At 41.6% G+C, this 13,423-nt stretch carries 11 protein-coding genes; all 11 read left to right on the plus strand.

Features of this window, described 5'->3' with window-relative positions; genetic code table 11:
* The first annotated feature begins 90 nt into the window (after window positions 1-90).
* The 11 genes from JI665_RS14575 to JI665_RS14625 all read left to right on the plus strand — a co-directional run bounded on the left by JI665_RS14575 (window position 91) and on the right by JI665_RS14625 (window position 13,153).
* Window positions 91-1,116 carry a methionine ABC transporter ATP-binding protein gene (locus tag JI665_RS14575; RefSeq protein WP_206840279.1) on the plus strand — a complete coding sequence of 342 codons (1,026 nt, stop codon included), beginning with the start codon at window positions 91-93 and terminating at the stop codon, window positions 1,114-1,116.
* A complete protein-coding gene (locus tag JI665_RS14580; protein WP_159345494.1) occupies window positions 1,109-1,777 on the plus strand; it encodes a methionine ABC transporter permease in 669 nt (222 codons plus the stop codon). Before JI665_RS14575 ends, JI665_RS14580 begins: the two co-directional genes overlap by 8 nt.
* A 12-nt stretch (window positions 1,778-1,789) precedes the next feature.
* A complete protein-coding gene (locus tag JI665_RS14585) occupies window positions 1,790-2,635 on the plus strand; it encodes a MetQ/NlpA family ABC transporter substrate-binding protein (protein ID WP_206840281.1) in 846 nt (281 codons plus the stop codon).
* A 129-nt stretch (window positions 2,636-2,764) separates the two neighbouring features.
* Window positions 2,765-3,136, plus strand: a complete 372-nt coding sequence (locus tag JI665_RS14590; protein ID WP_206840283.1) for a carboxymuconolactone decarboxylase family protein — start codon at window positions 2,765-2,767, stop codon at window positions 3,134-3,136.
* A gap of 293 nt (window positions 3,137-3,429) precedes the next feature.
* Complete coding sequence (locus tag JI665_RS14595; RefSeq protein WP_169799774.1) at window positions 3,430-3,582, plus strand: hypothetical protein; 153 nt, start codon at window positions 3,430-3,432, stop codon at window positions 3,580-3,582.
* 336 nt (window positions 3,583-3,918) lie between these two features.
* A complete protein-coding gene (sufC, locus tag JI665_RS14600) occupies window positions 3,919-4,704 on the plus strand; it encodes a Fe-S cluster assembly ATPase SufC (RefSeq protein ID WP_035329355.1) in 786 nt (261 codons plus the stop codon).
* 17 nt (window positions 4,705-4,721) lie between these two features.
* Window positions 4,722-6,032 (plus strand): Fe-S cluster assembly protein SufD, encoded by a 1,311-nt coding sequence (gene sufD / locus JI665_RS14605; RefSeq protein ID WP_206840285.1) that lies wholly within the window; start codon window positions 4,722-4,724, stop codon window positions 6,030-6,032.
* Window positions 6,032-7,261, plus strand: coding sequence for a cysteine desulfurase (locus JI665_RS14610; RefSeq protein WP_206840287.1), 1,230 nt, complete (start codon window positions 6,032-6,034; stop codon window positions 7,259-7,261). Before sufD ends, JI665_RS14610 begins: the two co-directional genes overlap by 1 nt.
* Window positions 7,251-7,700 (plus strand): Fe-S cluster assembly sulfur transfer protein SufU, encoded by a 450-nt coding sequence (gene sufU / locus JI665_RS14615; RefSeq protein WP_009331729.1) that lies wholly within the window; start codon window positions 7,251-7,253, stop codon window positions 7,698-7,700. The genes JI665_RS14610 and sufU overlap by 11 nt, the downstream gene beginning before the upstream one ends.
* A 107-nt stretch (window positions 7,701-7,807) precedes the next feature.
* The gene (gene sufB, locus JI665_RS14620) at window positions 7,808-9,205 is read left to right on the plus strand and encodes a Fe-S cluster assembly protein SufB (RefSeq protein WP_206840289.1); all 1,398 of its coding nucleotides are present in this window, start codon (window positions 7,808-7,810) and stop codon (window positions 9,203-9,205) included.
* A 507-nt stretch (window positions 9,206-9,712) separates the two neighbouring features.
* Window positions 9,713-13,153 (plus strand): S8 family serine peptidase, encoded by a 3,441-nt coding sequence (locus JI665_RS14625; RefSeq protein WP_206840291.1) that lies wholly within the window; start codon window positions 9,713-9,715, stop codon window positions 13,151-13,153.
* Window positions 13,154-13,423: the final 270 nt, after the last annotated feature.

Here is a 13,423-nt window from a genome sequence, read left to right on the forward strand (position 1 = left end):
GAACTCCATTAAGGAGTAAAAAATAGAGGAATATGAGCAGTCTATTAATTATAATCTGTATTTTTCGATTAAAGAGGTGACATTTTCACGTTGATTTCTATAAAAGATGTACAGAAGATTTTTCCTTCAAAAAAGGGCCAGGTAAAAGCAGTTGATGATGTAAACCTGGAGGTGAAAGAGGGAGAAATTTTCGGAGTTATCGGATATAGCGGTGCAGGTAAAAGTACCTTGATCCGCATGCTGAATGGGTTAGAGCTTCCTACCCAGGGCAGTGTAACAGTTGCAGGCAATGAAGTTTCAAAGATAAAGGGAAGCCAGCTAAGAAAAGCGCGTCAGGAAATCAGCATGATCTTCCAGCATTTCAACCTTTTATGGTCAAGAACGGTAAGGGAGAATATCGCATTTCCGCTTGAAATCGCTGGTGTTTCCCGGCAGGAAAGGCTGAAAAGGGTAGACGAGCTCATTAAACTCGTTGGTCTTGAAGGAAGAGAAGATGCTTATCCTTCCCAGCTTAGCGGCGGCCAAAAGCAAAGAGTTGGAATTGCGAGAGCCCTTGCCAACAATCCGAAAGTGCTGCTTTGTGATGAGGCGACATCTGCACTTGATCCGCAGACTACAGACTCCATTTTGGAGCTGCTTGTTGATATCAATGAGCGTCTGGGCTTAACAATTGTCCTAATTACACATGAAATGCACGTTATCCGTAAAATCTGCCATCAGGTTGCGGTTATGGAGGGAGGCCGAATTGTTGAAATCGGGCCAGTATTGGATGTGTTTAGGAATCCTAAAGCTGCGATTACAAAGCGTTTTGTACAGCAGGTAACAGAGCCTGAAGAAACTAAGGAAACGATTGATCACCTGGTCGATTTGTATCCAGAAGGAAAAGTAGTGCAATTAGGATTTGTCGGCGAATCAGCTGAACAGCCATTGATTACAAACCTGATCCGGAATTTCCAGGTAACCGTAAATATCCTTCAAGGAAAGATTTCACAAACACAGAATGGTTCTTACGGTACTTTATTCATCCATGTTGATGGAGAGGCAGAGGAAGTTGCAAAAGCCATCGAATTTATTCACTCTCAGCAGGTGGGCGTGGAGGTGATTTCCAATGCTTAACGAATGGTTTCCAAATGTACAATGGGATTCCATGTGGGAAGCTACAATGGAAACTCTATATATGACAGCCATTTCTGTTCTCGCAACCTTTATTTTGGGAGCAGTTCTGGGACTGTTGCTCTTTTTGACCTCGAAGGGAAATATTTGGGAAAATGCAGCAATCAATAAAATTATTTCTGCTTTCGTAAATATATTCCGTTCGATTCCGTTTATTATTCTGATCGTGTTATTGATTCCATTTACAAAGTTTCTTCTTGGAACAATGATCGGGGAAGATGCAGCACTGCCTGCGTTAATTATTGGTGCTGCCCCGTTTTATGCCCGTATGGTTGAAATCGGCTTGAGGGAAATAGATAAAGGTGTAATTGAAGCGGCCAAGTCTATGGGCGCAAAAACAAGCACGATTATCTGGAAGGTTCTGCTTCCGGAATCAATGCCCGCCCTTGTTTCAGGAATTACTGTTACAGCAATCGCGCTGGTTGGCTACACAGCCATGGCCGGTGTGATCGGTGCTGGCGGACTTGGAAACCTTGCTTACCTGGAAGGATTCCAGAGGAGCCGCAGTGATGTGACGCTTATGGCAACTGTCATTATTCTAATCATCGTATTTATCATCCAGTTTATTGGAGATATCATAACAACAAAATTAGACAAACGTTAAGGAGAGATTAACATGAAAAAATGGTTATCACTTGCTCTTGCACTTGCAGTAGCACTTGTTCTTGCAGCGTGCGGAACTTCAGAAGAAGACGGCAATGCCGGTGAAGGCGGAGAAAGTAAAGAAAGCACAAAAATTACAGTAGGGGCTTCCAACGTACCTCACGCTGAAATTCTTGAAGAAGCAAAGCCATTACTTGAAGAAAAAGGCTTTGAACTTGATGTTGTGACATTCCAGGACTATGTATTGCCAAACCAGGCTCTTGAGTCTAAGGAGCTGGATGCAAACTATTTCCAGCACATTCCTTACCTTGAGTCACAGAAAGCTGAACATGGATATGATTTTACAAATGCAGGCGGAATTCATATTGAGCCAATCGGAGTATATTCCCAAAAGTATAAGAGCCTTGATGAACTTCCTGAGGGTGCATCAATCATCATGAGCAACTCAGTAGCAGACCATGGCCGTATTCTCTCCATGCTTGAAGCAGAGGGACTTATTACTCTAAATGAAGATGTAGAAAAAACGGAAGCAACTCTAGAAGATATTAAAAACAATCCTAAAAAATTAAAGTTTGATACTGAATATGAAGCATCACTTCTTCCTCAAATCTACAATAATGGAGAAGGGGATGCAGTCCTGATCAACTCCAATTATGCAATTGATGCCGGATTGAATCCTCTTGAAGATTCAATTGCAATTGAAGACAAAGATTCACCATACGTTAATGTAATTGCAGTCCGTACAGGCGATGAAGAAAAAGAAGGAATTAAAGCTCTTGTAGAAGTGCTTCGTTCTAAAGAAATTCAGGATTTCATTCTTGAAAAATATGAAGGTGCCGTTGTACCGGTATCTGAGTAATAGTGGAAAAAAACAGGCGGCTAAAATCGCCTGTTTTTTAATTGCCCTTCCAGGCTCTGTCACCCGCATAGTTTGAAAAGTAATCAAACATACTAACCTTGATACTATTTCGAAATGGAGTGGAGCCGAATGGAACATTATCATGAACCTTCAAACTCAATAGAAGCAGCCCTTCATGACTATAAAGTTGGATTGGGTGTATTCACTGACAAAATGCCTGATTTAGCAGATCATTATAATGCTTTTACAGAAGCCTGTTTTAAGGATGGGGTTTTATCCCAAAAGGAAAAGCAGCTGATTGCACTTGGAATCAGTTTATATTCTCAAGATGAATACTGCATTATTTATCATACGAAAGGATGCATCGATCAAGGAGCGTCAGAACAAGAAATTCTTGAGGCAGTTGGAGTTACAGCAGCTTTTGGCGGGGGGGCTGCAATGAGCCAGGCGGTTACGCTCGTCCAGGAGGCCATGACAGAATTAAATCAGCAAAATCACTGATAACCAGCTCCTGCTCAATAGCAGGAGTTTTATTTTATCATAATCATTTTTCAGAAAATTATTAAAACAACCATTAATCCAGAGGATACGGCCAGTATTTTAAGAATTCTCATTATGAAAGCGCTTCACGGGTTCTCATTCCTTATATTGCTAAAAAAATCAGGTTTTTTCCGCTTTGTGCTGGGTATATTGTGAGTGTTAAGATTTTAGATGTAAAACGAAATGCGAAAAGCATTAAAAACCGAAAGGATTGATTCATTATCAGTCAGTTACAGCTGAACTACACGAGTGAAATGGAAAAAGCTATGCAAGCTGCCCATGGAGTTGGATATGAAGTGTACAGCCGGAAACATGATATTCGAATGGAAGTTGAAAAAAGACGCGAGGAAGATTATCTTCAAAGCCAGCGCTTAGTTGCAGATCTTGAAAGAAAAATTCATTCCTAGGTTAAAGGTATAAATAATAATGAAGAAAATAGAAACCAGTGCCAATTATGCACTGGTTTTCTTTTTTGCTATACATGAAATAACAGTCCCGGGAAAAAATAGATAGGACATGCCTGGTTCCCGGTTATTTTATACTTTGATGCCATTAACTTAATATGATAAAATCTATATTTACAGGCTTTCTAAACATTTTTGTTTGAAAAGTTTGTTAATGGTCTTAAAGAGTTGCTATCAAATTTGATTTGTTATAAGATTGTAATGAGAATAAAATGAGAATAGAGATTTGCGGCTGAAGGCCGATTTACAAATCTTCTTTTATTGACGGAGGTATATATTATGGCAGGATCAGTACTTACAATTAAAGACCTTCATGTTGCTATTGAGGGAAAAGAAATATTAAAAGGTGTAAACCTTGAAATCAAAGGCGGAGAAATTCACGCTATAATGGGGCCGAACGGTACAGGTAAATCAACTCTATCTTCTGCAATCATGGGCCATCCTAAGTATGAAGTAACACAGGGAAGCATCACCTTAGATGGTAAAGATGTTCTTGAAATGGAAGTTGACGAACGCGCACGTGCGGGCCTATTCCTTGCAATGCAATATCCAAGTGAAATCAGCGGCGTAACAAATGCCGATTTTTTACGTTCTGCAATTAACAGCCGTCTTGAGGAAGGCAATGAAATTTCTCTTATGAAATTCATCCGCAAAATGGACAGCAAGATGGAATTCCTTGAGATGGATCTTGATATGGCGCAGCGTTATTTAAATGAAGGCTTCTCAGGCGGTGAAAAGAAGCGCAATGAAATTCTTCAATTAATGATGCTTGAGCCTAAAATGGCGATTCTTGATGAAATTGATTCCGGACTGGATATCGATGCATTAAAGGTTGTTTCTAAAGGAATCAATGAAATGCGCGGCGAAGAGTTTGGCTGCCTAATCATCACACACTATCAGCGCCTTCTAAACTACATCACTCCTGACCATGTTCACGTAATGATGCAGGGACGCGTTGTAAAATCTGGCGGTCCAGAGCTTGCACAGCGCTTAGAAGCAGAAGGATATGACTGGATTAAAAAAGAATTGGGCATTGAAGACGAAACAGTTGGGCAAGAAGCGTAAGCGTTAGGGGGATCACTATGACAACGGAAATAAAATTACCATTTGATAAGGAATATGTTAGTTCCTTTTCAAAAGATATGGGCGAGCCGGCATGGCTGACAGAACTCCGTCTAAATGCGCTTGCAAACGCGGAAAACCTGCCAATGCCAAAGCCTGATAAAACTAAGATAGATAAATGGAACTTTACACAGTTTGAAAAGCATATCGTCGGAAGCGAAGATTTTTCTTCACTGAACGACCTTCCTGAGGATGTCAGAAATCTGATTGACACAGAAGCCGGCGATCAAAACCTATACATTCAGCGTAATAATAGACCAACTCATTTGGCTGTTTCTAAAGAATTACAGGAAAAAGGTGTTATTTTCACAGATATCTTTACGGCAGCAAGAGAACATAGCGACCTTCTTCAGAAGTATTTCATGAAGGACGGCGTCAAAACGGATGAACACCGTTTAACTGCCTTGCACGCAGCTCTTTTAAACGGCGGAGCGTTCTTGTATATTCCGAAAAACGTGGAAGTTTCGGCGCCTATTCAGGCTGTATATATTCATGATGATAAAGAAGCCAACCTTTTCAACCACGTGTTGGTTGTAGCTGATGATAACAGCTCTGTGACGTATGTAGAAAACTATGTATCAACTGTCGAAGAAGCAAACGGAATCTTCAATATCGTTACTGAAGTGATAGCGAATGCAAATTCAAGAGTTCAATATGGTGCAGTTGACACACTTGCAAAAGGCACTACAGCTTATGTGAATCGCCGCGGTGTTGCAGGACGCGATGCACGCATTGAATGGGCTCTTGGCCTCATGAATGATGGCAACACAGTATCTGAAAACACAACCAATCTTATTGGAGACGGCTCTTTCGGAGACACAAAAACAGTTGTTGTAGGTCGCGGGGAACAGACTCAAAACTTTACAACGAAGGTTGTTCATTTCGGAAAGAATTCAGAAGGATACATCTTAAAGCATGGTGTTATGAAAGACTCTGCTTCTTCCATCTTTAATGGAATAGGCAAAATCGAGCATGGGGCTTCCAAGTCTAATGCAGAGCAGGAGTCACGTGTACTTATGCTAAGCGAAAAAGCGCGCGGAGATGCAAACCCTATTTTATTAATTGATGAAGATGATGTAACAGCAGGACACGCCGCTTCAGTTGGCCGTGTGGATCCATTGCAGCTTTACTATCTAATGAGCCGCGGTATATCCCAAAAAGAGGCAGAGCGTCTTGTTATTCACGGTTTCTTAGCGCCAGTTGTGAATGCTCTTCCTATCGAAGGTGTTAAAAAGCAGCTTACAGCCGTTATTGAAAGGAAAGTAAAATAATGAATGCCCGTGAGATTCGGCAAATGTTTCCCATTCTGGACCAGGAAGTCAATGGAAAGCCTCTTGTTTATTTAGACAGTTCCGCTACTTCCCAAAAACCTGTTCCGGTGATTGAAGCGCTTGACAAATACTACCGGGAATACAACTCGAATGTTCATAGAGGAGTCCATACCCTGGGTACTAGAGCGACTGATGGCTATGAAGGCGCCAGGGAAAAGGTGCGTAAATTCATTAACGCTAAATCCACTGAGGAAGTTATTTTTACAAGAGGTACAACAACTGCACTCAATACTGTTGCAGCAAGCTATGGGCGTGACAACCTGAAAGAAGGCGATGAGATTGTTATCTCTTATATGGAGCATCATAGCAACATCATTCCCTGGCAGCAGGTAGCAAAACAAACGGGTGCCACTTTAAAATACCTTCCTCTTCAGGAAGATGGAACAATATCGCTTGATGATGTTCGGGAAGCTGTGACAAGCAATACGAAAATTGTGTCTATCATGCAAGTATCGAACGTTCTTGGTGTAATAAATCCAATCAAGGATATTGCGAAAATTGCCCATGAAAATGGAGCAATCATGGTTGTAGATGGTGCACAAAGTGCTCCACATTTGAAAGTTGATGTCCAGGACCTGGATTGTGATTTTCTTGCCTTTTCCGGCCATAAGATGTGCGGCCCTACAGGCATTGGTGTTCTGTATGGAAAGAAAAAGCATCTGGAAAAAATGGAGCCGATTGAGTTTGGCGGTGAAATGATTGACTTTGTAGGCCTTTATGAATCCACTTGGAAGGAGCTTCCCTGGAAATTCGAAGGCGGTACGCCAATCATTGCAGGTGCGATTGGATTAGGAGCAGCCATTGATTTCCTGGAGCAGATCGGCCTGAATGAAATTGAAGCTTATGAGCATAAACTGGCTGCATATGCCTTGGAAAAAATGTCTGCTATAGACGGAATGACCATATATGGTCCAAAAGAAGCGTCAAAGCGCGCCGGAGTAATTACTTTTAATATAAATGATGTCCACCCTCATGATGTGGCTACTGTATTGGATGCAGAAGGAATTGCAGTCCGGGCCGGCCACCATTGTGCACAGCCGCTGATGAAGTGGCTCAAGGTGTCGGCAACTGCACGTGCAAGCTTCTATCTGTACAATACGGAAGAAGATATTGATAAGCTTGTTTCAGGGCTTGTCAAAACAAAGGAGTATTTCAGCGATGTCTTCTAAAAATTTAGATACCCTTTACCGCCAGGTTATTATGGATCATTATAAAAACCCTCGTAATAAAGGGGTACTTGAAGATGACAGCCTGACGATCAATATGAATAACCCTACTTGCGGAGACCGCATTCAATTGACGCTGAAGCTTGAAGATGGCAAAGTGGCAGATGCGAAGTTTGAAGGCGAAGGATGTTCCATTTCCATGTCCTCGGCTTCCATGATGACTCAAGCCATCAAGGGCAAAAATATTGAAGAAGCATTAAAGCTTTCCAAGGTTTTCTCAGACATGATGCTGGGAAAAGAATATGATGAAGACGATCTGGACCTTGGCGATATTGAAGCCCTTCAGGGAGTTTCCCAATTCCCTGCCAGAATCAAATGTGCTACATTGGCATGGAAAGCAATGGAAAAAGGCGTTAGCACGGAGAAAGAAGAACAGGAATAAATCAATCAAACGTTTGATTAAGAATTTTTCATCTGCCTTGTGTGCTAAAATAAAAGAAAATGATGGGGTGTGAATACCCTTTCTCATACGAATGGAGGAATACGACGATGGCAAAAAAAATGCCTGAGATCGGCGATTACAAGTATGGTTTTGCCGATAAAGACGTTTCCATTTTCCGATCAAAACGCGGTTTGACAAAAGAAATTGTTGAAGAGATTTCAAAATTGAAGGAAGAGCCACAATGGATGCTTGACTTCCGTTTAAAATCATTGGAGCATTTCTATAACATGCCTATGCCGCAATGGGGCGGAGATTTAGCGTCATTAAACTTTGATGAAATTACGTATTATGTAAAGCCTTCTGAAAAAACTGAACGTTCTTGGGATGAAGTTCCTGACGAAATTAAACAGACATTTGATAAACTGGGTATTCCTGAAGCAGAGCAGAAATATCTTGCTGGTGTTTCGGCTCAGTATGAATCAGAGGTTGTTTACCATAACATGCAGGAAGACCTTGAAGCGAAAGGAATTGTGTTCAAAGATACTGATTCCGCTCTTCGCGAAAATGAAGATATTTTCCGTGAGCACTGGGCAAAGGTTATCCCTCCAACAGACAACAAATTCGCTGCATTAAACTCAGCGGTTTGGTCTGGCGGATCGTTCATTTATGTTCCTAAAGGGGTTAAAGTTGATACGCCGCTGCAGGCATATTTCCGAATTAACTCTGAGAACATGGGGCAGTTTGAACGTACATTAATCATTGTTGATGAAGGCGCACATGTCCACTATGTAGAGGGCTGTACAGCACCTGTTTATACAACAAACTCACTTCACAGTGCGGTTGTTGAAATCATCATCAAAAAAGACGCATACTGCCGTTATACAACCATCCAGAACTGGGCGAACAATGTATTTAACCTGGTTACGAAGCGTGCTGTTTGTGAATCAAACGCAACAATGGAATGGATTGACGGAAACATCGGTTCAAAACTGACGATGAAATATCCGGCAGTTATTCTTAAAGGAGAAGGCGCACGCGGCATGACCCTTTCCATTGCATTAGCAGGTAAGGGGCAGCACCAGGATGCAGGTGCAAAAATGATTCATCTTGCACCAAACACTTCTTCAACAATCGTATCGAAATCGATTTCCAAGCAAGGCGGTAAAGTAACATACCGCGGAATCGTTCACTTCGGCCGCAAAGCGGAAGGTGCACGTGCCAACATCGAGTGTGATACGTTAATCATGGATAACCAGTCAACTTCGGATACGATTCCTTACAATGAAATCCTGAATGACAACATCTCTCTTGAGCATGAGGCGAAGGTTTCAAAAGTATCAGAAGAACAGTTATTCTATCTTATGAGCCGTGGAATTTCAGAGGAAGAAGCAACAGAAATGATCGTAATGGGCTTCATCGAGCCGTTTACGAAAGAACTTCCAATGGAATACGCAGTAGAAATGAACCGCCTGATCAAATTTGAAATGGAAGGTTCCATCGGTTAAAGTTTGAAAAGCCTTGGCATATAAGGAATATGCTAAGGCTTTTTTTTGAAATTTAGTGGGAGCCAATATCAAAGTAAAAAATGTTTGCCGGGAACAAAAGCAACATTTTGGTCAGTTTCATTTTTCACTTTGATTTATGTGATGTTGCAGCACACATTCATCGAGATGATGCTCATAGAACCTATTATGATCTTTGGATTTGAACAATTGAATACTGAACCATTATAAAAATTTGAAAGATGTCTTTTTTATATTAGGGACATCTTTTTTTTATTAAAAAAGGGCCAGTTTGTTAAGTAAAAGACTTAAAGCCTGTGCCTTAATGTTAAAGATATCGAGAAAAAGATATTGCTGCTATGTGCTGCTCATCCTTATTCTTTATTAAAATTTTTTATTAATATGATCAAAAAACTTGTATTGTTTAAATTTCAGAATACTAATACTATTGTGTCTAGTGGTTGGTGAATTGAATGATGTGTTTTATCAAGTATTAAAAGGAGGCATTAAATGAAAGGTTTAAAAAAGAGAAAACGGGGTTTATCAGCTTTTTTGATGATTTTATTTTTACTGGGAACAATATTCCCTCTAGAAGGATATGCGGTTCAAAATAAGGTACCGAATCCAAACCCATTACATGAAAAGGTGGACCCAAAGGTAATAAAAGCTTTTGAAAAAAACAGGTACACTAATGTGATTGTAGAATTGAAAAACCAGGCGGATGTTGGACAAATCGCTAATCAAGCTCGGGAAGAGGCTAAGAAAGTGAAGGCTAGCCGCTATCAAGAGAAACTCCGCGTCCGTTCTGCTGTTGTGTCAGGACTGCAAACGAACGCTGAACAAACACAGTATCATATTAAGAATTTTATCCTTCAAAAGAAAGCTGAAGGCAAACTGAAGGATGAACAATATTACTACATCGTAAATGCTGTTTCATTTACATCCACAAAAGACGTTTTGCAGGAAATAGCAGCCTTTCCGGAAATCAACCATATTTACCTAAACGAAAGGCACGCTTTGCCTAAACCAAAGGCACCCGGAGTCCAAAAATTAACAAGTGAGCTACCTTGGAACCTGGAAAAAATTCAGGCAAAAAAGGCATGGGAAAATGGGTTGGATGGTTCAGGGGTCGTGGTCGCAACACTTGATACGGGGGTGGACGTAAACCATCCCTCGCTTAAGAATCAATACAGAGGACTCAGTGCGGATGGCACCTTTACACACACCTTCAATTGGCTGGACTTGGTGGGAGATAGTCCTGCTCCAGTTGATTCACATGGACATGGGACACATGTGACAGGCACAATGGTGGGCTATGATCCTGAAGCGGGCACACATATCGGAGTGGCACCAGGGGCAAGCTGGATTGCAGTTCGCGCATTTTCAGAAGACGGCGCTCTGGATACAGACTTGTTAAAAGCAGGGGAATGGCTTCTCGCTCCACTGGATGATAAGGGAATTCCTCATCCTGAGATGGCACCGGACATTATTAACAACTCATGGAGTAGCAGTTCTACCTTAAATGAATGGTTTAGATCAATCGTTAAGGCATGGGCGGCAGCCGACATTACACCTGTTTTTGCCGCAGGAAATCATAGCCCTTCGACGCCGGTTGGGCCAGGTTCAATAACCAATCCAGCTAATTATCCTGAAACCATTGCAGCTGGCTCAACGGATTCATCCAGCCGAATCTCATGGTTTTCTTTAAGGGGACCTTCTCCTTATGGCGGCAGTGAGATAAAGCCGGATTTGGTTGCACCTGGGGAAGAAATTCTTTCAACCCTCCCGAATAACGAATACGGGATGTCATCGGGGACCTCCATGGCCGCACCACATGTTTCAGGCGCCATTGCCATTCTAAAGCAAATGCAGCCAAACATGCCGATCGATAAGATAAAAGAATCCTTGTATGCCGGATTGATTCCGCTATCCGATTTAAACTATTCATCTTCCCCAAATGATGCCTATGGGAGAGGGTTACTTGACCTAACTGGTATGGTTAAGAGCGGTTCTAATGGGGTAGGCACTCTAGCAGGGAAAGTAGGTTATAAAGCTGCCGATAAAAAGAAACCATTAGCAAGCCATGAACCACTTCCCTATGCTTATGCTAATGCACCTCTAAAACTCTCTGTACAAGCCTCTGACGATTTTGCAGTTTCCACGGTGGAACTTCATTATAAAGTTGACAGAGCACCAGGAAAAATATTAAATGGCACACTTTTTAAAGGAAACTTTAAAAGCGGTTTCTATTCAAGTGAAATTCCTCTAGAACAAGTAAGGGGGAAAGAAATTACGTATTACTGGAAAATTACGGACTATGCAGGAAACAGTTCGAAAACTGTCCCAGTTCGCCTGCCACTGAAGAAAGGGCTGTCGGTCGGGTATGCTACAGACTTTGAAAAAATACCTGTAGGTTGGTACAGTACAGGTAGAAGCAGTTCGTGGAATTGGGGGAAGATTATGACGCCCGTCCTGAAGGCGCCTTCTGGAAACAATGTGTACGCCACCTCGATTCCTGACTGGAGAGACAGCATTGATTTTTTCTGGAGTTATTACAATAATGAGGAATCCATGCTAACTATGCCTCCGATCCAAGTCAAGAAAGGAGAAGCGGTATTCCTTAACTTTAAACAGACCTTTGGATTTCCAACTTTTGTAGGGTGGAATGATTATGGCCAAGTGCTCGTTTCGGAAGACATGAAGAACTGGCATGTTGCTAAAACAAACGAAGGGCATTTAGAGGCAAAGTGGGAAGACGTTTCTGTCGACTTGTCTTCCTTCTCAGGAAAAACGGTTTATGTAGCTTATCGTTTCCATTCCGACAGTACGGAAACAAACTTAGGGTGGTACTTGGATGATATTTCCATAAAGGACAAGCCTTCCGGCACTGTATATCAACCCTCCCAATCAACGACTGCATTTGAACCATTAGGGGAGACTGCAAGGCTACAAGGCACCCATAAAAAACAAGTTCTCGTCCCACTTAGCGCGCAAATACAGATTGTTGAAAATGGAAGGCTTTTAACGACCGATCCAACGGATGGCAGCTTCAGCGTGAAACTGCCAGCAGATGAATACCACCTGCTAGCTGAGTCCTATGGCTTTAAGCAAAAGATTCAAACGGCGAGAGTAACAAAAGATGAATCGACCAATGCAGCTATACAGTTATCCCCCTTAGATAAAGGCGTCGTCCATGGAACCGTCAAGAGCAGCAAATCCAAAAAAACGATAAAGGGAGCAACGGTGAAACTCATTGAAGACGCCGCAGTCGCCCCGATAAAAACAGGTGCAGACGGGAAATATTCGCTTAACCCTTTTGAAGGAACATATACGCTTGAAGTAAGTGCACCCTATTTTCATACCTACCGGGAACAGATTGAAATTAAGGGCAATTCCATCCGTGCAATTGACATACATTTAAAACCATATATAGGTACAGAAGGTGAAATCAGCTATGATGATGGCTCGGCTGAAAGTGTCTTGCTGGTCTCTGGAACTGACGAGATCGCAGTAAAAATGTCATTGAAGGATGGACAGGAACAAGCATTGCTGACCGCCGGACTGTTTTATATCGACCCCCGCTGGTATAGCCCAGGCGGTGAAAGTTTTCAAGTTGATGTATATGATGCAACTGGACATGAAGGAGGGCCTGGAAAGAAATTAACGGAATCAATTCCTGCAAAATCGGATATCGTTCCTGGCTGGGTGAAAGTAGATCTTAGCCCTTACTCTATTTACGTACCGAAGGAGTATTTCCTTGTATTCAGCGTTCAAGCTCCAGATCCATATGTGCCGGCCCTTGGATTCGATTACAGCCCTTTCTCAGACAGATTTTGGAGGTTTTACAAAGGCACATGGATGAAAGTAGACGATGGATCGGTGATTGGACCATTTGATCTTGATGCAAAGAATCCGATGATTCGCTCTGTCGTTTCATATGAAATGAAATAAAAATCTAAAACGCCCGATTCCGGTCTGCCGGTATTGGGCGTTTTATTATTAAATTGAACCATGGGCTACGCCTGCTTGGTTTTTTCTCATTCAGGAATTTTAGATAGTCATTTTTTATTATTCATTTAAATACTTAATCGATTTGATTAAAAATCCAGTATTGTTAATATTTCAGAATACTTATACCATTTGGTCTAGTAGTTTTAAATTTCAAGGAGGGATTTCACATACGCTCAGTTAAGATCAAAAATGTATAATAGAGGTTTTGGG

It is taken from the genome of Bacillus sp. NTK034, assembly GCF_017303275.1.
Classification (GTDB): domain Bacteria; phylum Bacillota; class Bacilli; order Bacillales; family Cytobacillaceae; genus Cytobacillus.